Origin of the sequence: Corynebacterium sp. HMSC06D04, assembly GCF_001807315.1 — a bacterium.
GTDB classification, from domain to species: Bacteria; Actinomycetota; Actinomycetes; order Mycobacteriales; family Mycobacteriaceae; genus Corynebacterium; species Corynebacterium simulans.
In genome coordinates, this window is record NZ_KV788548.1 from 175,646 (window position 1) to 197,975 (window position 22,330).

The following is a 22,330-nucleotide window of genomic DNA, read 5'->3' on the forward strand; positions in this document are numbered from 1 at the left end:
ACCTGTACGGCAATAAACACTGACTAGGTTAAGGTATTAAAGAAAAGTTTTGATCCGTCCCAAAGCAAAAGGAATTCGCGGTGAATAGGTCTCTGAAGTTGATTGCTGCTGTGGCAGCAATCGGTACCCTTGCCTCCGGTTGTGCCATCCTGCAGCCAGAGGAAACCGGATTGGGCGAAGACATCGTGGTTTCTAGCTCGGAAGAGCCGCCTTATGAGCCCAAAGATGTAGACAACAAGGAGATCTCCTCCGACTTGGGCGCCAAGGTCAAAGACGATGGCTTGAACGTCGAGTGGGATCTGCAGGGCGTATACAGCGACTCCGTGCAGGGATCCGTGGTGACCGTCCGCGTGCACAACCTGAATGACACCGCATTGCCGCCTGATGCCATCGAAGAGCCCGTCCTAGAGCGCGCTGACGGCAATGGCGGTTGGTCCAAGATTGAGCTTTTGCCTTATGACCCAGAGGCCAACGCCGACGTAGCCGCGCCGGGCCTGGACCTGCCTCTGGGCGCGGGTGCTTCGACGAACCTGCAGTACCGTTTCAACGTCACCCCGGGCAACCTCTGGAATGCCCGCTTTAGCATCGGCAACGTCACCTACGTGGGAGACCTCAACCTATGACAGAACTCGTAGTCCTCGCCGGCCCCGACGGACTACCTGCCGGAACTGCTGATAAAGCGGCCGTTCACACCACGGATACCCCGCTGCACTTCGCGTTTTCCGCGTGGGTTATAGCAGGCAGCAAGGTGCTTGTGACCCGCCGCGCACTGGCAAAGCAGACCTGGCCCGGCGTGTGGACCAATTCTTTTTGTGGCCATCCAGCGCCGGGGGAGGACAACGTCTCGGCGGTGCTGCGACGGGCGCACTTCGAGCTGGGCATCCACGCTGAGGCGGGCCAGGTGCGCGAGGTGCTTCCGGACTTTTCTTATCGGGCCGTTGATTCCTCCGGCATCGTCGAGCATGAGATCTGCCCAGTCTTCGTCGTGGAGCTCCCGGAGGATGTGCAGCTGCACCCGAATCCTGATGAGGTGGATTCCATCGCGTGGGCAGCACCCGCCGCGCTTATCGACGCCGCGGATTCCGCCCCGTTTGCTTTCAGCCCTTGGATGGTTGAGGAGCTGGCGGAGGCGCCGCTGCGCGAGGCCATTTCTGCGCTATAGCAGCCCGCCGGCGCGGGTGTCCTCGCTGAAAGCGGCGGCCACGTAGTCGAGGCTGGCATAGGCCACGCGGTGCACTCCGCTGTCCATCTCGTATTCCCAGATGGCGTGGTCGGGGCGATACTCCGGAAAACCGGTCTCGCCGGTGCAGGTAAATTCTTGCAGCCAGCGGTTGAGCCTTTTCGTGGAGTCGTTGTTGTGCACGCCGAAGAGATAGCGCAGCTCGGCGCAGTGGAGTGCCGGGCCATCGGCGCGGGTGAATTCGATCATCCAGGTAGGGCCAGGGGCGTCGGCGCCTGCTTGTGCCACCCAGCGGCGAATATTGCCATCGCCAATCATGCGGCCCAACGGGCGGGATTCATCCAAATAGTTGGCCACTTGCATCCAAGTAACTACTGAGTTGCGTGGGAAGCCGAACTTGGGCGCGAGATAGCGTGCGATAAGCCTGCGGAACGGGCTGGCGTCGGCTTTCTGCGCAGAGGCTACGTCGTAGAACTCGTCGCGGGTAGAGCCGAGCACCAGCGGGATGTCGGCGAGCTCGCGGGCGTCGAAAGGCGCGGGGCCCAATGCCATGCCGTACTTGTACTTCTTTGCAAACTTGCGGTAGCCCGCCTCGAGCTTTTCTTGTGGCAGGCTTTCTAGCGAGCCACGGGTAATCGCGGTGCCCATGGCCTGGCGCAGCGTGGCCTTGCGTTCCTCGAAGGGCTGCAACGGGAAGGCCGGGGAAAGCGCGACAACGCGGCGGAAAGCGCCACGGTAGTGGTCGCGGCGCATCAGCCACAACGCGGTGGTGGCGCCGGCTGATTGGCCGATGAGCGTGACGTTAGTGGGGTCGCCGCCGAAGGACTCGATGTTGCGCTGGATCCATTCGAGCGCCAGCTGGCAATCATCGATGCCGCGGAAGCGGAAGGCCTCGTCGTCGCGGAAGCTCGCAAAGCCTGGCAGCCCCACTCGGTAGCCCACCTGCACCTGCACGATTCCGGCCTGCGCGTTGGCGGTGCCTTCGGCGCGTGGATCCTCGTGGGTGCCATGCTCGTAGCGCCCGCCGTGGATGTAGACCAACACTGGGGCATCCGTGGTCTCGGCAGGCGCAGTGATAGTCAGCGCAATCGCCTCCGGACGCGGAACACGTGCGTCCTGGTCTCGAGGTGTCTGAAGCGGCCGCGCATCGGCGAAGTCGCTGGGGATTTCCGAATAGTCCACGGAGTGGAAGTAATTGACCGTATCAGTGGTGTATCCGGTGATCGTGCCTGCCGGGCAAGTGACGTGAACTGGCGTGTTAGTCATACGGGCTAGAGTACTCGGCTAAAATCCCGCTTTATGGAATGGTGGACAAATTTGACCGGTGCTCTATCGCAGGCGATGGTGCAGGCGCCGGTGTGGCTGCAAATGCCGGTGCTCATCGCGGTGGCGGTGCCGCTGCTTGCGCTCGCAGCCTGGGCATTGATGTTCGCCATCGACTTCACGGCCCGCCACCTGAAGGGGCCGAAGAAGACTTCCACTTCCGCCACCCGCTAAGCTTGGAAACCATGTCAACGCCCGAAGATCCGCGCGAAGGCCTCTGGGATCCCGAACGCAATCAAACTCCCGCACCCCGCAAGCGCGCCCTGCCAAAGTCACGCGTCAGCCTGACGCTGTGGACGATGATCGCGCTCGTCGTTGTGGTGGCAATCATCGGCCTGTTTATTTAATCGTCTTATTTAATCGCCGCGGCGGGCGCTAGCGCGTGCCATTTTCTGGAAGAACTCGTTGCTTTCCAAGTCCTCAATGAGCACGGGCGTGCCCGTTGAATCACACAACGGCACGCACCAGTTGGGGTAGAGATCCTTCGTGGTGCCGGGCTGGTTCTGCGCGCGAACGTCGCCCACCATGTCCACCAGGCTCGTACTTGTTAGCGCCGAAGGCGTGCCGGCGATGTAGCGGTGCAAAGCCAAGACAACCTCTTCCTCTGGCTCGCGCCGCGGCAGCAGCCCGGTGCGCTCCACCTCATTCAGAAGCCGTGCCTGCCACTTGCGGTCATCTGCTACTTCCTCGGCCACGGAGCGGGTGAGCACGCCCAGCCGTGCACGCAGCGCGATATGCTCGCCGCGCAGATAAGCCAGGGTCGGCGGAAGATCATGCGTGCCCACGGAGGCAAGCGCCAAGCGGCGATATGCGTGCTGCGGCAAGGGCGACTCGTTATCCTCGGCGCGCTCGAACCACACGATGGAAGTTCCCAGCACCCCGGTCTCTGCCAGCACATGCTGAATCCACGGCTCGAGAGTGCCCAAGTCCTCGCCCACGAGCACCGCTCCTGCCCGCTGGGCCTCCAGTGCGAGAATGCCGAGCATGGCCTCGTAGTCGTAATAGACATAGGTGCCGTTCTGCGGCGACGTCATGCGCGGAATCCAAAACAGGCGGAACAACCCCAAGATGTGGTCCACCCGCACGCCGCCCGAGTGACGCAGGATGGTCTGCAACATCTCTCGCCACGGCCTATAGCCCGACTCCGCCAGGCGCACCGGGTGCCACGGCGGCTGGGACCAGTCCTGGCCCTGCTGGTTGTAATCATCAGGCGGGGCACCCACGGAACTCTGCGGCGCGAGGTACTCGGCGAGGTTCACCGCGTCCGCGCCACCCGGGTGCACGCCCACGGCTAGGTCGGTGACCAACCCGATGCGCATGCCCGCCTCCTTGGCGCGACGCTGCGCGGCAGCCAACTGCTCGTCGCACAAGAACTGCAGCCAGGCATAAAAACGCGCGAGTTCGCCGGCCTCTTCCTCCACCGCGTGACGCTGGCCCGTGCGCAGCGAAAGCTCTTGCTCGGCACACCAGCGCGCGAAGTCCTGTAGGCCTTTTCCTTCTGCCTGCTGGAATTCCAAGAACTTATTTTGGCGCTCAGCAGAAAATTCCTGGTTATAGAGCTCTCTTAATACCTGGAGCTTGGCTTCGTAGATGCAATCGCGCTCAATTTCAGCGGCACTGCGGTTGCGCTCGCGGAACTCGGCAGCGAGCTCGTGGACGTCGTCAAGCAGCTCCGGGGAAAGCTGCTGCAGCTCCGGAATGGACTCGATGTTGAGGTAGAGCGGATTGATAAAACGCCGCGTGGTGGGAAGATACGGCGAATCCTCTACAGGCGGCACCGGCTCGGCGGCATGCAGGGGATTAATCAGCAGAAAATCGGCGAAAGGCGCCACGGTCTGTGCCAGGCGCCCCAAATCCTGGAAGTCGCCGATGCCCCAGGAATTTTCCGAGCGCACCGAATACAGCTGCGCCATCACGCCTGCGGCAGGGCGCTCTAAGTACGGGTCAGCAGTGTTAAGGCGTGCCGGGGTGATGATCAGCGGGCATGAATGCGCGCCTATGCCCGGCGAGGACATTTGGATTTCGTGAAAGCCCAGCGGCAGATCACCCGGAATGTGGAAGGTGGCCTCGCCCCAGTGGGTACCGGCGACGTCGGCAGGCGGGGCGTTGTTTTCGTCCTGATAGACCTGGCGGAGCTGCCCATCTTCGAGCTCTACCTGGATATCCACCGGCTGGCCCGCATGCACGTGCACTAGGAATTGCTTCTCGACGCCCTCTTTGGCCACCACGCACGGCGGCAACGGGCGCGATGCCCGCTCTAAGTAATCCTCGTAGAGCAGGTGCGTCAGGCGCTCCTCGCTCGCGCGGTCTTCCACCGCCACGCCCAATGCGCGCAGGGTATAGGCGATTGTTTCATCCGTTACATAAATCGGGTAGCCGGATTGGGAGGAGTACTTAGCGGCAACGCCATGGCGCTGGGCGAGTTCTTCGAGCAGTTCACGCGTAGTCACAGGCCACATTCTGCCACGGTTTTAGGCCACACGCCGGGGGATCGGTTGATAGAGTGGGCTGGAGTTATATAGATGTGCGAAAGGATATCCAGTGACTATGCAAGAAGCGCACACTCCTGCAAAGTTTGAAATCGAAGACGGTGAAACCTGTCTAACCCGCATGATGGCCACGGCGAAGGCGCGCCCACACGGCGTGATGTTTACCCGCCCGGCCAGCTATGAGTGGGTTAACGTCACTGCCAAGCAGTTCGTCGAAGAGGTCTATGCAGTTGCAAAGGGCCTTATTGCCGCTGGCGTGGAGCAGGGAGATCGCGTGGTCTTGCTGTCAAACACCCGCTACGAGTGGTCGCTTCTGGATTTCGCAATCTGGGCTGCCGGCGCAGCTTCGGTGCCCATCTACCCATCCTCCTCGCTGTCCCAGGTGCAGTGGATCGTGGAGGACTCCGGCGCGGTGCTGGCGATTACTGAATCGCGCGAGCACTCTGAGCTGGTGGCGCACCTGAAGCTGCAGGAGGACGGCAAGCCGGCGCTGAAGAATTCGCCTTCGCAGCTGCGCCGCATCCTGGAGATCAACTCCTCGGCCATCGATACCTTGATGTTTGAGGGCCGCGAGCTTTCCGACGACGTCGTTGACGCCCGCATCGCTGCCACCAAGACCGATGACCTCGCGTCTTTGGTCTATACCTCCGGTACCACCGGCCGCCCGAAGGGCTGCATCCTGACCCACCGTAACTGGCTGGCGGAGACTCTCGGCCTGCTGACTAACCCGATTGGCGGCATCGCGGTGCCGGGCAACCACGTGTTGACCTTCCTGCCGCTGGCCCACGTGCTGGCGCGTGCAGTATCCCTGGCCGTTGCCATGAGCGGTGCTTCGCAGAATCACTGGTCTGACTTCAGCACCATCACCATCGAGTTCCAGCGATCCCGCCCGAACCTGATTCTGGGCGTGCCGCGCGTATTCGAAAAGGTGCGCAACGGTGCGGCTGCCAAGGCCAAGGAGGGCGGCCCAATTAAGGCGGGCATCTTCCGCGAGGCCGAGAAAGTGGCCATTGAGTATTCCCGCGCGCTGGATACCCCGGAGGGGCCGGACCGCTTCCTGCGTGCAAAACGCCAGCTCTTTGACCGTTTGGTCTACTCGACCATCCGCAATGCCATGGGCGGCGAGGTGCGATACTGCATCACCGGTGGCTCCGCGATGAGCCATGACCTTCTGCACTGGTTCCGCGGCATCGGCGTGACCGTCTACGAAGGCTACGGCCTTACCGAGGTTGCGGCAGCTGCAGCCGTGAACTTTGAGGATCTGAAGATCGGCACCGTTGGCCCGCCACTGGAGGGCACCACCATCCGTGTCAACGAAGACGGCGAAATCTTGATCAAGGGCGACATCGTCTTCAAGGGCTACTGGAACAACCCGGAGGCCACCGCGGATGCGCTGGAAGATGGCTGGTACAACACCGGCGACTTGGGCGAAATCATGGATTCCGGCCACGTTGTCATCACCGGCCGCAAGAAGGACCTCATCGTTACCGCAGGCGGCAAGAACGTCTCTCCAGGGCCGATGGAGGACATGTTGCGTGCACACCCGCTTATTTCCCAGGCGATGGTCGTGGGTGACGGCAAGCCATTCATCGGTGTGCTGCTGACCCTGGATGAGGACCAGCTCAAGCGATGGAAGGCTGACCATAATATCCCGGCCAACCGTTCCATGCGCGAGGTGTCTACCGACGCCACGCTGCGTGCGGAAATCCAGGACGCTATCAACCAGGTCAACACCACTGTCTCCCATGCGGAGGCTATTAAGAAGTTCTACATTCTGGAATCTGACCTGACTGAGGAAGACAACGAGCTGACCCCAACGATGAAGGTCAAGCGCTATGTTGTGGCACAGCGCTACGCTAACGCGATTGACCACATCTACTCGAAGAAGCAGTAGGCATCTAGGGCCGGCGGGTGCTTCGCCGGCTCCCCGCAATTTTCAAGTCTGTGAGTTTGTTCGGAGTGTCGCGCAGATCGTTCACAGGATCTGGAATAAAGTCAGCACTCGTTACAGAGAAGTCTCAACCTCAACTAGAGGTTAGTTTGCGGAAAGGACCGGCATGCACAAAATCGCCGCCGAGCTACGTCACCGCGAGCTGACCCAGGAGATTTACAACATCGGCGACGAAGTTGTCGAGTATATCGAGCACCTCATCGAGGCGATTGAGGATTGGGACGATGAACTCGCACTGGACTGCCTGGCGGAACTCGGCGACATCGTCGAGGACGCCCGCATTGATTCCGGGCGCTGCGTAGGCGAACTGATTGGCCTGCGCCACGCGCTGGTCTCAGGGGTGCGCTCGGGCACTATCTCCGCCGCCGCATCTGGCAACAACGATATCGCCGAGCCAGAGCAGCTCACCGCGCGCAGCCTGGATGCCGCCTTTGCGATTGATTCCCCGACCATCGTGGTCTCCGAGCTCGCTGCCACGCTGCGCGGCCGCACTGGGGCGGTGGCGGATTACCTGCGCGAGCTGGTGGATTATGTGCTCGGCCAAACCGACGCCGTGGCCCGCAACTTGGACATGATTTCCCTGCCGCACCTGTACAAGCGTGCCGGTCAATCCGCGCTCATTGCGGTGCAGGCTTGGCGCCATACCGTCGTCGAAGCCCACCCGGCCTACGTGCGCACGATGCGTGGTCACAACCCGCCGCCGTTCTTAGAAGAGCGTGCCCGCGTTAACGCTGTGGTTGCCCGCGTCCGTGCCAAGCGCGAAGCCGCGCGACAGGCCGCGACTACCGCTTAAAAGCCAATAAATAGACTTCCTTGTTGCCAACACACAAGGAGACACCAACACCGCCGATTCCCTCGTTCGGCGGTGTTTGTCTTTTCTAGCTCGCCTTAACCGCGTGCGCCTGCGCCAGCATGTGCAGGGTCCTCCGGCAGGTATCCGGATCTTTGGCTAATTGCTCGGGCGTAAATTGAACTACTCGGTATCCCAAGGAGCGCAGGTATGCCGTGCGGCTCGAGCGCCGAGATAGGACCGCTTGCGGGCCAATCTCGACGATGATGGCCTCTTCGATGAGCAATGCCTCGATGCCAGGGGCCACGCGTTGCCGCGGCTTGGCGTCTAAGCCCAGCTCCACAGCCAGTGCGCGCACGAGTGACTCGAAAGGCGAGCGCGATAGGGAGCTGGCGCAGGCAATTGCCTTGCGGGCTGCTGCGGCATTATGTACGCGCCCTAAGTCATCGACCTCGGCTTGCAGCCGGGCAGGGCTAATACCCATGTTTAACGCCGAGTCTGCGGCGATGAGGCCGTGGCGGAAGCCGTGGTAACGCGCGACGTCGGCAACCGCGCGGGCAATGCTAACCACGCGCGCACCGTCGATGGTTTCTACGTCCCCGACCATGGTCTTGCGGTAGCGGCGTCCCGGCGCATGGCGGTTGTGGCGGGGCAGGCTGCCGCAGGGAAGCGCTAGCTCGACCGGGTCTTCGGGGCAGGGGAGCAGCCAAAGGTCATGCAGGAGTGCGGCGGACTTGCTAATCAGTACCGCGGTATAAGAGCTGCGGGCTATGGCTATGCATTCGAGGCGCTGGCGTTCGACGGCGGATAGCGCTAAGTATTCCTCGCGGTCTACGGCCATGCGCGGTGCTAGCTGTAAAAGTGTGCCGGATTTAAGGTCGTTGGACGTGGCGGGTTTGGCTGGGTGGATGGTCTCAAGAGTGGTCATGGCACTAGTTTCGCCCGCCGCGGGTGTGTAGCTCTAGAGACAATTTTGAAAGCTGTGGATAACTTGTTGGCGGCGTCAACAACTGGGTGTGAAATCTTGTGGCTGAACCCCCAGCCCTAGAAAACCAGCCCTGGAAACCCAGACGCCGTGGTCGCGAAAAAATATTTTTCAACTCTGAAAATCGCGACCACGGCGTCTGGGCTTCCAGGGCTGGGTATTTGCGGGGAAGGGGTAGAGGAAGCGGGAAGGGGGGGCAGGAAGGAGGGCTGGGCGCTAGTTGGCCAAGTCCAACTGCTCCGTAATCTGCGGCCATAGCTGGCCCATGATGTCATCCCACGTCAGAATCCACATCGCTTTATCCTTGTCCGCCTTGCCCACGGCCACGAGCTGCTCGTTGCGAGCGCGCATGTGGTCCAAGGTCTTCTGGACAGTCAACGAGGAGGAAACCGTCAGCGCGGGGCGGGAGAACTCGAGCACTGGAGTGTCCGGTTCGGCGAGGAGCGTATCGCGCACGTGCACGATGCGCGGCACGCGGGAATCCTTCGGGAAGACCAGCACACGCATGATGGACTTGCGGGTGACCAAGTCATGGAGTTCAGCCACCGTAGCGTTGGGGGACAGCGGGACGACCTGGGAGCCGTGCTCGCGAGCCAGCGCGCCAACGGTAGAGGCCTCCAACTCAATTACGCCGGTGATCTGGTTCGCCGAATCATCGTCCAGAGTGCCCGTCTCGCGGGAATGCTCCACCAAGTGGCGCAGGGTATCTGCGTCGTAGCCGGCGGCACCGGCCCTGTCGACGGGCTCCTCGCCAGTCCAGCGCACCATCGCATTCGCCATGTGGTTAATCCACTTCAGAAGCGGGCGGAAGAGCCAGATGAAGCCGCGGGCAGGAACCGCGATGAGCTGCAGCGCGGTCTCCGGGTGGGTAATCGCCCAAGACTTCGGAGCCATCTCGCCGATGACCAGGTGCAGGAAGGTCACGATGAACAACGCCAAAATAAACGAGACCACGTCGGCCACGCCCAGCGGCAGGCCGAGTGCCTCCAGCGGGGTCATGAGCAGGTGGTGGACCCACGGCTTGGTCACTGCACCCAGTACGAAGGTCGCCGCCGTAATACCCAGCTGCGCGCCGGCGAGCATGATGGTCAGCTCGTTCAAAGAGCGCAAGCCCGAGCGCGAGGTGCGGGAGGTCTCAGCGGTTTCTTCCAAACGGTTGCGGCGCGCGCCCATCATCGAAAACTCGATGATGACGAAGAAGGCCGAGGCGGCGATGATGACAAGCGTGATGAGGAGGTTAAACCACCAAGTATCAGTCATTAGCTCTCCTCCTCCGTTTGATCGGCGTATTCCTCAACGAGCTCCAGTGCCAAGGTCGCCGGCACGTGGCGGTCAATCTCCTCGACACGCAGGTGCAGCTTTCGCACTGGGGCGTCGTCGCGCTCTACCCAGTCATCCGGCTCCGCCTCGAGCTCGATCGTGTACTCCTCGCCCTCCTCAGGCAGCGCGCCGGAGTGGGAAATCAGCAGGCCAGCCACGGTCTCGAAGTCGCCTTCCGGCAGATCGTGGCCGATGGCGCGCTCGATTTCGTCAATCGGTGTATCGCCATCGACGAGCCAGTGGGACTCATCCTGCTCGGTGATTTCCTCGGTCTCTTCGATGTCGTGCTCGTCGCTGACATCGCCCAGGATCTCCTCGGCTAGGTCTTCCATGGTCACGATGCCGACGAAGCCGCCGTACTCGTCGATGACGCAGGCCAGCTTGTCGTTGGCGTCGCGCAACTCGGTCACGACGTCGGGAAGCGGCATGAGCTCTGGCACCACAACGGCGGGCTGCATGATCTCGGTGGCCGCGGTGGCGTCGGGAAGTTGCGTTCCCAGCACGTCGAACAAGTGCACCACACCGATGGGGTTGTGTTCATCGTCGATGATGGGGTAGCGCGTGTGATCCGTGGACATCATCTCGCGAACCTCGCCGATGGTGGTCTGCGGATCGATGACGTCGACGCGGGAACGCGGAATCATCGCGTGCTCGACGTCGTGTTCTGGGAAGTCCAACAGGCGGTCCAACACGAGGTAGGTTGCCTCGTCGATGTCGCCGGCCTCGTGGGAGGCATCCACGATGGACTCGAGATCATCGGTGGTGGCGGAAGAATCCACGTCTTCTACAGGCTCGATGCCGAAGACCTTCAAGATCGCATTCGAGGCGTACTCAAAGAAGTGAATAAGCCAGCCGAAAATGCGCAGGTACCACATGGTGGAGGTGGACAAGAACAACGCCGTCTTCATCGGAGCTGCGATGGTGTAGTTTTTGGGGAATAGCTCCGCAAAAAGCATCGTGGCGATGGTGGAGATGAAAAGTGCTGCCACCGTGCCGATGGTGATGGAAACGCCGGCGGGAATGCCCACGCCGCCCAGCAGCTCACCCAAGCCGCGGCCCACCAGGGGTTCGGCCACATAGCCAATCAGCAGGCCCGTGATGGTGATGCCCAGCTGGGCACCGGAGAGCATGAAGGAGGTGCGCTGGGTAATTTTCAGGGCACGCTCAGCTGTCTTATTGCCCTCGGAAGCCATGGAGCGCAGTTGTGCGCGGTCCACCGACATGAAAGAAAATTCTTGCGCAACGAAGTACGCGTTCGCGACGATAATCAGGCCAATGACCAGAAATCCCGCCAAAATCATAAGGATTGCTTGCACCATGGCCTACCCCGCCTGCCATTCGGTGAGGCGGGGACATCGACTCGGAGGTTCCACTGAAGCTGCCTTTCTATTTATGGGAAACTGCAGAATAGATTACATCCTTCAACGTACCGGTGGGTTATTTAGTTCCTGGCCCAAGCTAGCCTAGAGGGCATGTCTCAAGACTTTGGCCTCTATATCCACGTTCCCTTTTGCTCTTCGCGGTGCGGGTATTGCGATTTCAATACCTATACCCCAGGTGAGCTGGGCGGCGATCTGACCGCCGCATACCTGGACGCCCTCGAGTGCGAGCTGGGCATGGCGGCGCAGCAGGTGGGAAGGCCGGCGCAGACCGTATTCATCGGCGGCGGCACGCCTTCGATGTTGGGCGCCGAGGGGCTTAGCCGCATTCTGGCCCGCGTGAAAGAGACTTTTGGTTTGGCCCCAGGGGCGGAGGTGACCACGGAATCGAATCCGGAGTCGACGGACCCGCGCTATTTCGAGCAGCTGCGCGAGGCGGGGTTTACGCGCATTTCGCTGGGCATGCAGTCGGCGTCGGATAGCGTGCTGCGAGTGCTTGAGCGTGCGCATACCCCGGGCCGGGCTTTCGACGCCGCGCGTGAGGCCCGCGCCGCAGGTTTCGAGCACGTAAACCTGGACATGATCTATGGCACGCCCACGGAGACTGACGACGACGTGCGGCTTACCCTTGACCGCGTTCTCGAAACGGGAGTCGACCACGTCAGCGCGTATTCGCTCATCGTAGAAGACGGCACCCGGATGGCGCGCAAGGTGAAAAAGGGAATCTTGCCTGCACCCGACGAGGACGTGCTGGCAAGGCGCTATGAGGCCGTCTCTGCGACGCTCGAAGCGGAAGGCTTCGAGTGGTACGAGGTTTCCAACTGGGCCAAGCCCGGCGGCGAATGCGAGCACAACCGCATCTACTGGGTCGACGGCAACTGGTGGGGCGCGGGCCCTGGCGCGCACTCGCATTTGAACGACGAGCGCTTTTATAACGTGAAGCTGCCGCGCCGCTACATCGAGATGCTAGGCCGCGGCGAGTTGCCGGTGAAGGAACGCGAGGTTTTAACCGAGGTCGAGCGGCACACCGAAAAGATCATGCTCGGTTTGCGCTTGCGCGAGGGCATTCCGGCTGGCTGGCTGGCTCCGGGTGCGGAGCCGGTCATCGCGGACTACATCTCCCGTGGGTTGCTGCAGCGCGCCGGCGACCGGCTGTGCTTGACCAAGCCGGGGCGCCTTTTGGCAGACGGCATCATCACCGACTTGTTGGTTGCCGAGGAAGCTTAAAGGCCACGGCGAAGGTAGGTAACATAGGGCGCATGTCCAATTCCACTGATGCTCGCCGCCGCGAGGTATTGCGCGCCATTGTGGCGGACTATATTGCCTCCCAGGAACCCGTGGGGTCCAAGACCCTGCTGGAGCGCTATCAGCTGGGCGTTTCCTCCGCCACCATCCGCAACGATATGGCGGTGTTGGAATCGGAGGGCCTGATTGCTCACGAGCACACCAGCTCCGGGCGCGTGCCCACGCAGAAGGGTTACCGCCAGTTCGTCGATTCGCTGCACGACGTAAAGCCTTTGTCTGCGCCGGAGCGCCGTGCCATGCTGACCTTCTTGGAAGGCGGCGTCGACCTGGAGGATGTACTGCGCCGCAGCGTGCAGCTGCTTGCTCAGGTGACCAAGCAGGCGGCGGTGGTGCAGATGCCCAACCTCAAGGTTTCGCGCGTGAAGCACTGCGAGGTCGTGGCGCTTTCGCCAGTGCGCCTGTTGTTGGTGCTCATCACGGATAACGGGCGCGTCGATCAGCGCAACGTCGAGCTGGACAGCATCATCGACCCACTGCAGACCGCACGCCTACGCGACGTCCTCAACAACGCCTTGGAGGGCAAGACGCTAACCGACGCCTCGGTGGAACTTGCCAGCCTCGTCGAAACCTCCCCGCTGGACATCCGCCCGCACGTGCTCAATGCCGCCACGACTCTCATCGAGACGTTGGTGGAGCGCCCCTCCGACCGCCTGATCATGGCTGGTACCTCTAATCTCACGCGTATCGCGCGAGACTTCCCAGAAGGGCTGCCCTCGCTCATCGAGGCTCTCGAAGAGCAGGTCGTGGTGTTGAAGCTTTTGGCTCGCGTGCCGGATTTGGGCAACGTCTCCGTCGTCATCGGTGAGGAGAATGAGGAGGACAAGCTGCGGCAGGCATCCGTCGTCGCCACTGCGTACGGCGCCGGCAATGAAACGTTGGGCGGCCTTGGCGTTGTAGGCCCGACCTATATGGATTATTCGGGAACAATCTCGAAGGTTGGCGCTGTTGCACGCTATGTAAGCGAAGTTCTGGCCGGCGAGTAAGCTGGCACGGAAAACTTTTCCCAGTGACTCTAATTTTAGATAAGGACTTTCATTAAGTGGCTCGTGACTATTACGGCATCCTTGGTGTAGAAAAATCCGCAACCGACGCCGAAATTAAGAAGGCCTACCGCAAGCTCGCCCGCAAGTATCACCCGGACGTTAACCCGGGCGATGAAGAGGCGGCGGAGAAGTTCCGCGAGGCCTCCCTCGCGCAAGAGGTGCTCCTGGATCCGCAGAAGCGCCAAATCGTTGACATGGGCGGCGACCCAATGGAAGAGCGCGGCGCTGCCGGCGGCGGCTTCGGCGGTGGTTTCGGTGGCGGCGGCCTAGGCGACATCTTCGCTGAGTTCTTCGGCGGTGGAGCAGGTGGCTCCCGCGGCCCGCGCTCGCGCGTGCAGCCGGGCAATGACGCCCTGCTGCGCACCACCATTAGCCTGGAAGAGGCCTATTCCGGCCTGAAGAAGCAGGTCACCGTCGATACCGCTGTGCTCTGTGACCGCTGCGAGGGCACGGGTTCTGCCTCCAAGTCCAAGCCAGTTACCTGTGATGGTTGTGGCGGCATGGGCGAGGTTCAGGAGATGCAGCGCAGCTTCCTGGGCAACGTTATGACCTCCCGCCCGTGCCCGAAGTGCCAGGGCTTCGGTGAAGTCATTACTGATCCTTGTAACCACTGTGGTGGCGATGGCCGCGTGAAGAAGCGCCGCGATCTCACCGTAAATATCCCGGCCGGCATTGGTGATGGCATGCGCATCCGCATGGCTTCCCAGGGCGAGGTCGGCCACGGCGGCGGCCCGGCGGGCGATCTTTATGTGGAGGTTTCCACCAAGCCGCACGCCGTCTTTGAGCGCAACGCCGACGACCTACACCTGACCGTGCGCGTGCCGATGGTCGATGCTGCACTGGGCACCAACTTCACCATCGATCAGCTAGATGGCGAGGAGCTCAACATCGACATCGAGCCAGGCACCCAGCCGGGCGAGTCCATCAAGGTCGAGGGCAAGGGCATGCCGCGCCTGCGCACCGATGGCTTTGGCAACCTGTTTGCCCACGTCGATGTCGTGGTTCCGAAGGAGCTCGACAAGAAGACCCGCGAGCTGCTCGAGAAGGTCCGCGATTCCCGCGACGAGGGCGCCCGCGTGCGCGAGTCCGGCGACGGACAGGAAGAATCCTTCTTCTCCCGTATCCGAGATAGGTTCCGCCGTTAATGTCTCTGCCCGTCTTCATTCATCCTGATCTCTCGTTGGCTAGCGTTGGCGAGCCGGTGGGGCTCGAAGGTCCCGAGGGCCGCCACGCGGTGACGGTCAAGCGCCTTAGCGTAGGGGGGCGGCTCAAACTCATCGACGGCACGGGCACCGCCGCCCTGGCCACCATCCAGTCCGTTTCGGGCAAGGATCATTTGGCCGCGCTTGTCGACGCCGTGACTTTTGCGCCCGAGCCCAACCCCCGCGTTGTGGTGGTTCAGGCCATTCCGAAGTCGGAGCGCTCGGAGCTCGCGGTGGACCTTGCCACCCAGGCAGGCGCCGATGAGATCATCGCTTGGCAGGCAGATCGCTGCGTGGCCAAGTGGGATGGAAAGAAGGCGCCGAAGGCGCTCGCGAAGTGGGAGTCGGCGGCGGTTGCTGCCGCGAAGCAGTCCCGCCGCGACCGCATCCCGCAGGTTACTGGCCCCCTGACCACCCCGCAGCTGGCCCAGCTGATTTCCGGGCAGACCGCCTACGTGCTGCACGAGGAAGCCACCGACTCTATTCGGGATGTTCCGCTGGAGGGCACCATTTATCTCCTTGTCGGACCCGAAGGCGGAATCGGTGCCGAGGAGCTGGAGCGCCTGCAAGCCCATCCGGTTAAGTTGGGGCCGGAGGTGTTACGCACGGCGTCGGCAGCCATGGTGGCCCTTGCCGCAATCGGCGTGCGCACCGCACGCTGGTAGCCTGTTGGGGTGCCTATTATCACCAAGAAGTTTGAGCTTGACTCCGTCTACGTCGCGACCGTACTCGGCAACGCTGACGATAACCTGCGGGTGCTCAACAACCTACTGGACGCAGACTTCTTCGCGCGCGGAACCACGGTCACAGTAACCGGACCTGACTATGAGGTGGCCCGCGCCGCGAAGGTGCTCGACGAGCTCGAGGCGATTGCCCGCCGCGGCCATCACGTCAGCACCGATACCGTGAAACACACCGTGGACATGATTGCGGTGGAAGCGCCGCAATCGGTCTCCGCGGCGATGGCGGCGGACATCGTGCGCCGCCGTGGCAAGTCCGTGCGCCCAAAGACGGTGGGCCAATCCGAGTACGTCCAGGCCATTGATGACAACACCGTGGTCTTCGGCATCGGCCCCGCAGGCTCTGGCAAGACCTACCTGGCGGTGGCGAAGGCCGTGCAGGCCCTGCAGGCCAAGCAGGTCTCGCGCATCATCTTGACCCGCCCAGCAGTTGAGGCCGGCGAAAAGCTGGGCTTTCTGCCCGGCACGCTAAATGACAAGATCGACCCGTACCTGCGCCCGCTTTACGACGCTCTGCGCGACATGATGGATCCAGAGATGATCCCGAAGCTCATGGAAGCCGGCATTATTGAGGTCGCCCCGCTGGCATACATGCGTGGCCGCACGCTCAACGACGCCTTTGTCATCCTCGACGAGGCGCAAAACACCACGCCGGCGCAGATGAAGATGTTCCTGACCCGTCTGGGCTTTGGTTCGAAGATCGTGGTCACCGGCGATGTTTCGCAGGTGGACCTGCCGCGTGGCCAGGTCTCTGGCCTGCGCTTGGTGCGCCGCATCTTGGACGGCGTGCAGGATATTCACTTTGCGGACCTGGGCTCGAGCGACGTCGTCAGGCACCAGCTGGTCAGCCGTATCGTGAATGCTTATGATGCTGCTGAAGCCGCAGCGCAAGCGGATAAGGAGAACTAAATGTCCATCGAATTCATCAACGAGTCCGGCTTCGACGGCGTCAACGAGGAGATGCTCATCGACGTCGCCTCTTATGCCTTCGGCGCCATGGACATCAACCCGGATGCCGAGTGCACGATCACCGCAGTGGACTTGGATACCATCGCGGACCTGCACGTGCGTTGGATGGACCTCGAGGGGCCAACCGATGTTATGAGCTTCCCGATGGATGAAATCACCCCAGGCGCACTGGGCGCGCGTCCCGACGCCCCCGAGATGGGCCCGTCCATGCTGGGCGATATCGTGTTGTGCCCGGAGTTCGCGCTGCGCCAGGCCGATGCCGCCGGCCACTCTCTGGGCCACGAGCTTGCGCTGTTGACGGTGCATGGCTGCCTGCACCTTTTGGGCTATGACCACGCCACCCCGGCAGAGGAAAAGGAAATGTTCAGCCTGCAGAACGAGCTGCTGGCGGACTGGTATGACAACCTCGCCGCCCGCGGGGTGAGCTACCAGCCTAAGCCCTCGGGCCCCAAGGCCTTCCCGGATGCCGCCGAGCGCGCCAACCTCGACAAAGAGGTCCCCGGCGGTGGAATCCCGGCGGTGGGCGAGCCACAGGAAAATTAATTTCCCCGTTTCGTTGGTGACGTGTTGCGTCACGTTGCACAATAGACGGCATGAATATTCTGTCGATCCAGTCTCACGTCACCTTCGGCCACGTCGGCAACTCCGCCGCAGTATTCCCGCTCCAGCGCGCGGGCCACGAGGTATGGCCGGTGCACACGGTGAACTTCTCCAACCACACCGGTTACGGCGATTGGGGCGGGCCGATGCTTCCGGCATCGGATGTCACCAGCATTATTGACGGCATCGAGAAGCGCGGCGCCTTTGAGAAGATCGACGCAATCCTCTCTGGCTACCAGGGCGGGCCAGACATCGCCGGCGCAATTATCGATGCCGTTAACCGCATCAAGGCCGTCAACCCCAAGGCTTTGTACGCGTGCGATCCAGTCATGGGCAACGCGAAGTCTGGCTGCTTTGTCTCGGACGAAATCCCGCCGCTGCTGCGCGATAAGGTCGTGCCGGTGGCTGACATCATCACCCCGAACCAGTTTGAGCTGGGCTACCTGACTGGCCACGAGGTTGGCACGCTGGAGCAGACCCTCGAGGCAGTGAAGGCTGCGCAGGAGATTGGTCCGAAGACCGTGCTGGTCACCTCGGTAAAGCGCCCGGAGACCCCTGAGGACACCATTGAGATGCTCGCCGTGGACGGCGACCGCGCCTACATCGTTGCCACCCCGCACCTGCCATTCAAGCGCAACGGCTCCGGCGACGTGACTGCCGCGCTGTTTACCGGCCACTACGTCGAAACCCACGATGCGAAGCTCGCGCTCAAGCGCACCGCGTCTTCGGTGTACGACTTGCTGCACAACACTTATGAGGCAGACTCGCAGGAGCTGCAGCTCATTGAGTCCCAGGACGTGTTTGCGAATCCGCAGCTGCAGTTCCAGGTCGAGGAGCTTTAGCGCACCCGCCCCACGCCTTTTGGCAAATACCCAGCCCTGGAAATGCAGCTTTCTGGTGGATTGCGGGGCGTCGGCAAGCGCGGCGAAAAGCGAACAGGAGGTCTGGGTGCCCAGCCCTGGGAATTTGACCATCCTGGCCGCACTTGCCGCGCGCCAGCACCCGCCGCCGGTTAAAAGTAAGGCATGGACAACGCATTACTTTTTGACACAATCGACGCCCACCTTATTGACCTTCGCCAACTATCCAACGAAGACCCGCGCTGGCTGCAGCTGCACCACGGCAAAATCGTGCGCGCGGCCTGGTGCTTCGCGCTGCCGAAGCAATTCTGGAACCGGCTCAAACCCTGGGAACGCGACATAGCGCGGGTGTATATCCACGCACGGACCGTGCATAAAGCCGTGTTGATCGGAAAGCCCGCCGCTCTGATATACGGCGTTCCCACCATTAGTCGCCCCACCGAATACCCAGCAGTGCTGCCCTCGGGCTCGGTGCCGCAGAAATCCAAGGGGCATTTCTTCGCTTATAAAGCCGCCCGCCTGCACGGGCAAACCACTACGGTCCACGGCATTAAGCTCACCTCGCTGGAGCGTACCGCGATTGACATGGCCCGCCTGCACGGCTTCGAAGAAGGGCTGGTCGCCGCGGATTATGTGCGTGCACAGGTGGGCCGCCGTCGCTTGCAGGATACGTTGGGCGCGCTGGGCCGCGTCAAGGGCGTGGCGACGGCGCGCGCCGTGGTGGCCGCGGCCGTGGTTGATTCTGAGTCGCCGTGGGAGTCCTACGCCCGCGCGTTGTTGCTGCGTGCGGGCATAAACGTGCGCCCGCAGTACATAGTGGGCAAGTACCGCGCTGACTTGGCAATTGACGGCTGGTTGCTCATTGAAATTGACGGCGATGTCAAATACCAAGACAGGCCTGTGGAGGCGATTCGCGCGGAGCACCGCCGCCAGAAGGAGCTGCTCAACATGGGTTATGTGGTCCTGCGCTTTAGCCCTGAGGAGTTGCGCGCCCGGCCGGAGGAGTTTGTCGCGACGGTGCGCCGAATGTTGGCGATGGGTCCGCGGCGCGCGGCATAGATACCCAGCCCTGGAAACCCAGAGGTCCTGTTCGCGTTTCGCCACGCGTGCCGACGCCGCGCATTCCACCAGAAAACTGCATTTCCAGGGCTGGGTATTTGCGAGAGAGAAAGGCCGGTGAAGAGGCCAATGGGCAGCCGCAAACGCGTATGTACTACTGTGACGCGGCTGGGCTATGATAACTAGCAATGAGTACCGATTTTGACGCCGCCTTTGAGAACCTTCCCACCGATGGGGAGGTCCTCGACTACACCGACTACACCGATACCCCGGAAGGGTTCCGCTCGGGGTTCGTGTCCTTTGTCGGCCGCCCAAACACGGGCAAGTCGACTCTCACCAACGCGCTGGTGGGGCAGAAGATCGCCATCACCGCGAACCAGCCCGAGACCACCCGCCACCCCATTCGTGGCTTGGTGCACCGCGATGATGCGCAAGTCATCGTCGTCGACACGCCCGGCCTGCACCGCCCCCGCACCCTACTGGGCGAGCGCCTCAACGAGATGGTCAAGGACACGTACGCGGACGTGGACGTCATCGGCCTGACCATCCCAGCCGATGAAAAGATTGGCCCCGGTGACCGCTGGATTCTGGAAAACGTCCGCAAGGTAGCGCCGAAGACCCCAATCATCGGCATCGTGACCAAGCTGGATAAGGCCAGCAAGGATCAGGTCGGCGCGCAGCTTTTGGCGCTGCACCAGCTGCTTAGCGAGGAGAACCCCGACGCCGTGGTCATCCCGGTTTCGGCCACCCAGCGCGTACAACTGGATGAGCTGACCCAGGTGATCATCGATCACCTGCCAGAAGGCCCGAAGTTCTACCCCGATGATCACATCACCGACGAAGAGCAGGAAAAGCGCATCGCTGAGCTCATCCGCGAGGCCGCACTGTCTGGTTTGAAAGACGAGCTGCCGCACAGCGTGGCCGTCGAGGTCGATGAGATGTTGCCCGATGAGACTCGCCCCGACGTCATGAACATCCACGCGGTGCTTTACCTGGAGCGCCCAGGCCAAAAGCGCATCATCGAGGGCAAGGACGGCCGCCGCTTTACCCGCATCGTGGGCACCGCCCGCAAAGAGATCATCCAGCTGCTGGGCCAGAACGTCTACCTTGACCTGCGCATAAAGGTGCTCAAGAACTGGCAGTCTGACCCGAAGATGCTGGGCCGTCTCGGCTTCTAAAACCCAAGGCTTAAAAACCTAAGTATGCCGAGGGAGAATTTTCGCGACCGCGCCCTGGTCATCCGCAGCTATGACTTCGGCGAGGCTGACCGCGTCATCGTGCTGCTTACCCGCAGCCATGGCTTGGTGCGCGCGGTGGCCAAGGGCGTACGCAGGGCGAAGTCGCGTTTTGGTTCGCGCCTCCAGCCCTTTGTAAACCTGGATGTGCAGCTGTATCCCGGCCGGAATCTATACACGATTTCGCAGGCCGACACCGTGGACTTTTTTGGCGCCGCCATCATCGGAGATTATGAGCGCTATACCGCCGCCTGCGCCGCACTTGAATCCGCCGAACGCCTGGCTTTTGCGGATTCTGACCAAGACCCATACCTTTATAACGCCTTGGTCGCCACGTTGCAGCGCCTGCAGCACGACGATCCGCTCCTGACGCTGGACCAATTCCTACTTCAGGCAATGGCGCATGCCGGCTGGGCGCCGGGGCTTTTCGATTGCGCGCAGTGCCAGAAGCCCGGCCCGCATCATGCTTTCCACCCGGCCGTTGGCGGCGCGATGTGCCACGAGTGCCGCCCGCCAGGCGCCGCCGAGGTGGACCCGGAGACGTTGCATCACATGTGGTTGCTTGCGCATGGACACCCCACGAGCCCTACCTTTGAGCAGCGCGGGGAGGCGCATCAACTCATCCGCGCGCATCTGCAGTGGCATTTGGAACGCAAGGTTACCGCGTTAGGGGTCATGGACCAGTAAGATAAGGCGCGTGATTACGCCAGATCCGAACCGAGTTTTAAACCCGCCTGCCATCCCTCAGGAGTTTCTGCCCCAGCACATTGCGCTGGTCATGGACGGAAACGGCCGTTGGGCCGAGGAGCGTGGCATGAAGCGCACCGAGGGGCACCGCCGTGGTGAGGCAGTGCTTCTCGACGTCGTCGATGCCTGCCTTTCCATGAACATCCCGTACCTTTCGGCTTATGCCTTTTCCACGGAAAATTGGCGCCGCAGCCCCGAAGAAGTGCGCTTTTTGATGGCGTTTAACCGCGATGTGCTGCGTCGCCAGCGCGAGTGGCTTAACGAGAAGGGCGTGCGTGTGGTCTGGGTGGGCCGCCGCCCGCGCCTGTGGCGCTCCGTCATCAAGGAGCTCGAGACCGCACAGGAGCTGACCAAGGACAATACGCGCATGACGCTGGCGATGTGCGTGAACTACGGTGGGCGCGCCGAGCTTGTCGACGGCGTTCGCAAGCTCGCCGATCAGGTGGCCAAGGGTGAGTTGAAGCCGAGCGCGATTAACGAGGCGTCGCTAAGCGCTGCGCTTTATGATCCCACCATGCCGGATGTGGATCTATTCCTGCGCCCGTCGGGGGAGAAGCGCACGTCGAACTTCCTGCTGTGGCAGTCGGCATACGCGGAGATGATCTACCAAGACAAGCTCTTCCCAGATTTCACTCCGGAGGACTTGTACGCCGCGGTAGAAGAATACGCGCGGCGGGATCGTCGTTTCGGCGGTACAAAATAGCTAAAGCTATTTGTTACGTGGTGCTGCCTAGTTCGCGCGGCAATTGGAGCAGATGCCGAAGATTTCGGCATCGTGGCCGGTTAGCTCAAAGTCGTGCTCGGCAGCCACGTTGGATGCCCACTGCTCGATGGGGCCGCCGTCGATTTCCTCGGTGCGGCCGCACTTGGTGCATACCAAGTGATGGTGGTGGTTAGCGGATTCGCAGTGGCGGTAGAGCGTTTCGCCCGAAGGCATGTGAAGCGCGTCCACTGCATCAATATCGGAGAGGGATTGCAGGGTGCGGTAGACCGTGGTCAGGCCTACTTTGTGCTCGCGGTCTTGCAACGCCCGGTGAATGTCTTTTGCCGAGGCGAACTTATCTAGTTCACGCAGAACCTCGACGACAGCGGTGCGCTGCTTGGTGTTGCGAGCCCCAAGCTTAGGGATGCTTTCATGGAGAGCCATGACCGC

23 protein-coding genes are annotated in these 22,330 nt (G+C 61.8%); 17 read left to right on the forward strand and 6 right to left on the reverse strand.

The features are described 5' to 3' along the window. The first annotated feature begins 80 nt into the window (after positions 1-80). Both HMPREF3155_RS08185 and idi read left to right on the forward strand, forming a co-directional pair. Complete coding sequence (locus HMPREF3155_RS08185; RefSeq protein ID WP_070433031.1) at positions 81-623, forward strand: hypothetical protein; 543 nt, start codon at positions 81-83, stop codon at positions 621-623. Then, positions 620-1,162, forward strand: a complete 543-nt coding sequence (gene idi / locus HMPREF3155_RS08190; protein ID WP_070433032.1) for an isopentenyl-diphosphate Delta-isomerase — start codon at positions 620-622, stop codon at positions 1,160-1,162. The genes HMPREF3155_RS08185 and idi overlap by 4 nt, the downstream gene beginning before the upstream one ends. On the opposite strand, the gene HMPREF3155_RS08195 is transcribed toward idi, so the two are convergent. Next, on the reverse strand, positions 1,157-2,446 hold the full coding sequence (locus HMPREF3155_RS08195; RefSeq protein WP_070433033.1) for a carboxylesterase family protein: 1,290 nt from the start codon (positions 2,444-2,446) through the stop codon (positions 1,157-1,159). The genes idi and HMPREF3155_RS08195 overlap by 6 nt on opposite strands. A gap of 33 nt (positions 2,447-2,479) precedes the next feature. Between HMPREF3155_RS08195 and HMPREF3155_RS12875 the strand changes: the two genes are divergently transcribed. Both HMPREF3155_RS12875 and HMPREF3155_RS13050 read left to right on the forward strand, forming a co-directional pair. Next, positions 2,480-2,677, forward strand: a complete 198-nt coding sequence (locus HMPREF3155_RS12875) for a hypothetical protein (RefSeq protein WP_070433034.1) — start codon at positions 2,480-2,482, stop codon at positions 2,675-2,677. 11 nt (positions 2,678-2,688) lie between these two features. After that, a complete protein-coding gene (locus tag HMPREF3155_RS13050; protein ID WP_162839579.1) occupies positions 2,689-2,850 on the forward strand; it encodes a hypothetical protein in 162 nt (53 codons plus the stop codon). 9 nt (positions 2,851-2,859) lie between these two features. Here HMPREF3155_RS13050 and malQ read toward each other — a convergent pair whose 3' ends face one another. Next, a complete protein-coding gene (gene malQ, locus HMPREF3155_RS08205) occupies positions 2,860-4,953 on the reverse strand; it encodes a 4-alpha-glucanotransferase (RefSeq protein ID WP_070433035.1) in 2,094 nt (697 codons plus the stop codon). A 97-nt stretch (positions 4,954-5,050) separates the two neighbouring features. Between malQ and HMPREF3155_RS08210 the strand changes: the two genes are divergently transcribed. Together HMPREF3155_RS08210 and HMPREF3155_RS08215 are read left to right on the forward strand one after the other, a co-directional pair. Then, positions 5,051-6,886 (forward strand): AMP-dependent synthetase/ligase, encoded by a 1,836-nt coding sequence (locus HMPREF3155_RS08210; protein ID WP_061925796.1) that lies wholly within the window; start codon positions 5,051-5,053, stop codon positions 6,884-6,886. A gap of 163 nt (positions 6,887-7,049) precedes the next feature. Then, positions 7,050-7,736 carry a hypothetical protein gene (locus HMPREF3155_RS08215; protein ID WP_061925799.1) on the forward strand — a complete coding sequence of 229 codons (687 nt, stop codon included), beginning with the start codon at positions 7,050-7,052 and terminating at the stop codon, positions 7,734-7,736. Between the two features lie 85 nt (positions 7,737-7,821). Here HMPREF3155_RS08215 and HMPREF3155_RS08220 read toward each other — a convergent pair whose 3' ends face one another. From HMPREF3155_RS08220 to HMPREF3155_RS08230, 3 genes are all read right to left on the reverse strand, one after another. Further along, on the reverse strand, positions 7,822-8,661 hold the full coding sequence (locus HMPREF3155_RS08220) for a PDDEXK family nuclease (RefSeq protein ID WP_061925802.1): 840 nt from the start codon (positions 8,659-8,661) through the stop codon (positions 7,822-7,824). A gap of 273 nt (positions 8,662-8,934) precedes the next feature. After that, positions 8,935-9,978 carry a CNNM domain-containing protein gene (locus HMPREF3155_RS08225; protein ID WP_070433036.1) on the reverse strand — a complete coding sequence of 348 codons (1,044 nt, stop codon included), beginning with the start codon at positions 9,976-9,978 and terminating at the stop codon, positions 8,935-8,937. Then, a complete protein-coding gene (locus tag HMPREF3155_RS08230; RefSeq protein WP_070433037.1) occupies positions 9,978-11,357 on the reverse strand; it encodes a hemolysin family protein in 1,380 nt (459 codons plus the stop codon). The genes HMPREF3155_RS08225 and HMPREF3155_RS08230 overlap by 1 nt, the downstream gene beginning before the upstream one ends. 153 nt (positions 11,358-11,510) lie before the next feature. Here HMPREF3155_RS08230 and hemW point away from each other — a divergent pair, with 153 nt between their 5' ends. The 11 genes from hemW (at position 11,511) to HMPREF3155_RS08285 (ending at position 21,880) form a co-directional block, all read left to right on the forward strand. Next, a complete protein-coding gene (gene hemW, locus HMPREF3155_RS08235) occupies positions 11,511-12,644 on the forward strand; it encodes a radical SAM family heme chaperone HemW (RefSeq protein ID WP_070433038.1) in 1,134 nt (377 codons plus the stop codon). 32 nt (positions 12,645-12,676) lie between these two features. Further along, positions 12,677-13,705 carry a heat-inducible transcriptional repressor HrcA gene (hrcA, locus tag HMPREF3155_RS08240; RefSeq protein WP_062043673.1) on the forward strand — a complete coding sequence of 343 codons (1,029 nt, stop codon included), beginning with the start codon at positions 12,677-12,679 and terminating at the stop codon, positions 13,703-13,705. A gap of 56 nt (positions 13,706-13,761) precedes the next feature. Then, positions 13,762-14,910: a molecular chaperone DnaJ gene (gene dnaJ, locus HMPREF3155_RS08245; RefSeq protein WP_062043676.1), complete on the forward strand. Its 1,149-nt coding sequence runs from the start codon at positions 13,762-13,764 to the stop codon at positions 14,908-14,910. Beyond that, a complete protein-coding gene (locus tag HMPREF3155_RS08250; RefSeq protein ID WP_070433039.1) occupies positions 14,910-15,632 on the forward strand; it encodes a 16S rRNA (uracil(1498)-N(3))-methyltransferase in 723 nt (240 codons plus the stop codon). The genes dnaJ and HMPREF3155_RS08250 overlap by 1 nt, the downstream gene beginning before the upstream one ends. A gap of 9 nt (positions 15,633-15,641) precedes the next feature. After that, the gene (locus tag HMPREF3155_RS08255; protein WP_061925824.1) at positions 15,642-16,616 is read left to right on the forward strand and encodes a PhoH family protein; all 975 of its coding nucleotides are present in this window, start codon (positions 15,642-15,644) and stop codon (positions 16,614-16,616) included. Next, positions 16,617-17,219: an rRNA maturation RNase YbeY gene (ybeY, locus tag HMPREF3155_RS08260; RefSeq protein ID WP_062037951.1), complete on the forward strand. Its 603-nt coding sequence runs from the start codon at positions 16,617-16,619 to the stop codon at positions 17,217-17,219. It abuts the gene before it with no gap. A gap of 50 nt (positions 17,220-17,269) precedes the next feature. Further along, entirely contained in the window at positions 17,270-18,118 is an 849-nt protein-coding gene (gene pdxY, locus HMPREF3155_RS08265) for a pyridoxal kinase PdxY (protein ID WP_061923993.1), read from the forward strand. Positions 18,119-18,301: 183 nt separating this feature from the next. Next, a complete protein-coding gene (locus HMPREF3155_RS08270; RefSeq protein ID WP_070433040.1) occupies positions 18,302-19,195 on the forward strand; it encodes an endonuclease domain-containing protein in 894 nt (297 codons plus the stop codon). Between the two features lie 188 nt (positions 19,196-19,383). Further along, entirely contained in the window at positions 19,384-20,373 is a 990-nt protein-coding gene (gene era, locus HMPREF3155_RS08275; protein WP_070433041.1) for a GTPase Era, read from the forward strand. A gap of 24 nt (positions 20,374-20,397) precedes the next feature. Then, positions 20,398-21,117, forward strand: coding sequence for a DNA repair protein RecO (gene recO / locus HMPREF3155_RS08280; protein WP_070433042.1), 720 nt, complete (start codon positions 20,398-20,400; stop codon positions 21,115-21,117). A gap of 10 nt (positions 21,118-21,127) precedes the next feature. Continuing rightward, entirely contained in the window at positions 21,128-21,880 is a 753-nt protein-coding gene (locus HMPREF3155_RS08285; protein ID WP_082778635.1) for an isoprenyl transferase, read from the forward strand. Positions 21,881-21,907: 27 nt separating this feature from the next. Here HMPREF3155_RS08285 and HMPREF3155_RS08290 read toward each other — a convergent pair whose 3' ends face one another. Further along, positions 21,908-22,324, reverse strand: coding sequence for a Fur family transcriptional regulator (locus HMPREF3155_RS08290; protein WP_061923981.1), 417 nt, complete (start codon positions 22,322-22,324; stop codon positions 21,908-21,910). Positions 22,325-22,330 lie beyond the last annotated feature (6 nt).

Excerpts from the sequence above, each read along its gene's own strand:
- idi (WP_070433032.1), top strand. The coding sequence starts at position 620 with ATGACAGAACTCGTAGTCCTCGCCGGCCCCGACGGACTACCTGCCGGA.
- HMPREF3155_RS08195 (WP_070433033.1), bottom strand. The coding sequence starts at position 2,446 with ATGACTAACACGCCAGTTCACGTCACTTGCCCGGCAGGCACGATCACC.
- HMPREF3155_RS12875 (WP_070433034.1), top strand. The coding sequence starts at position 2,480 with ATGGAATGGTGGACAAATTTGACCGGTGCTCTATCGCAGGCGATGGTG.
- HMPREF3155_RS13050 (WP_162839579.1), top strand. The coding sequence starts at position 2,689 with ATGTCAACGCCCGAAGATCCGCGCGAAGGCCTCTGGGATCCCGAACGC.
- HMPREF3155_RS08210 (WP_061925796.1), top strand. The coding sequence starts at position 5,051 with ATGCAAGAAGCGCACACTCCTGCAAAGTTTGAAATCGAAGACGGTGAA.
- HMPREF3155_RS08215 (WP_061925799.1), top strand. The coding sequence starts at position 7,050 with ATGCACAAAATCGCCGCCGAGCTACGTCACCGCGAGCTGACCCAGGAG.
- HMPREF3155_RS08220 (WP_061925802.1), bottom strand. The coding sequence starts at position 8,661 with ATGACCACTCTTGAGACCATCCACCCAGCCAAACCCGCCACGTCCAAC.
- HMPREF3155_RS08225 (WP_070433036.1), bottom strand. The coding sequence starts at position 9,978 with ATGACTGATACTTGGTGGTTTAACCTCCTCATCACGCTTGTCATCATC.
- HMPREF3155_RS08230 (WP_070433037.1), bottom strand. The coding sequence starts at position 11,357 with ATGGTGCAAGCAATCCTTATGATTTTGGCGGGATTTCTGGTCATTGGC.
- hemW (WP_070433038.1), top strand. The coding sequence starts at position 11,511 with ATGTCTCAAGACTTTGGCCTCTATATCCACGTTCCCTTTTGCTCTTCG.
- hrcA (WP_062043673.1), top strand. The coding sequence starts at position 12,677 with ATGTCCAATTCCACTGATGCTCGCCGCCGCGAGGTATTGCGCGCCATT.
- HMPREF3155_RS08250 (WP_070433039.1), top strand. The coding sequence starts at position 14,910 with ATGTCTCTGCCCGTCTTCATTCATCCTGATCTCTCGTTGGCTAGCGTT.
- ybeY (WP_062037951.1), top strand. The coding sequence starts at position 16,617 with ATGTCCATCGAATTCATCAACGAGTCCGGCTTCGACGGCGTCAACGAG.
- pdxY (WP_061923993.1), top strand. The coding sequence starts at position 17,270 with ATGAATATTCTGTCGATCCAGTCTCACGTCACCTTCGGCCACGTCGGC.
- HMPREF3155_RS08270 (WP_070433040.1), top strand. The coding sequence starts at position 18,302 with ATGGACAACGCATTACTTTTTGACACAATCGACGCCCACCTTATTGAC.
- era (WP_070433041.1), top strand. The coding sequence starts at position 19,384 with ATGAGTACCGATTTTGACGCCGCCTTTGAGAACCTTCCCACCGATGGG.
- recO (WP_070433042.1), top strand. The coding sequence starts at position 20,398 with ATGCCGAGGGAGAATTTTCGCGACCGCGCCCTGGTCATCCGCAGCTAT.
- HMPREF3155_RS08290 (WP_061923981.1), bottom strand. The coding sequence starts at position 22,324 with ATGGCTCTCCATGAAAGCATCCCTAAGCTTGGGGCTCGCAACACCAAG.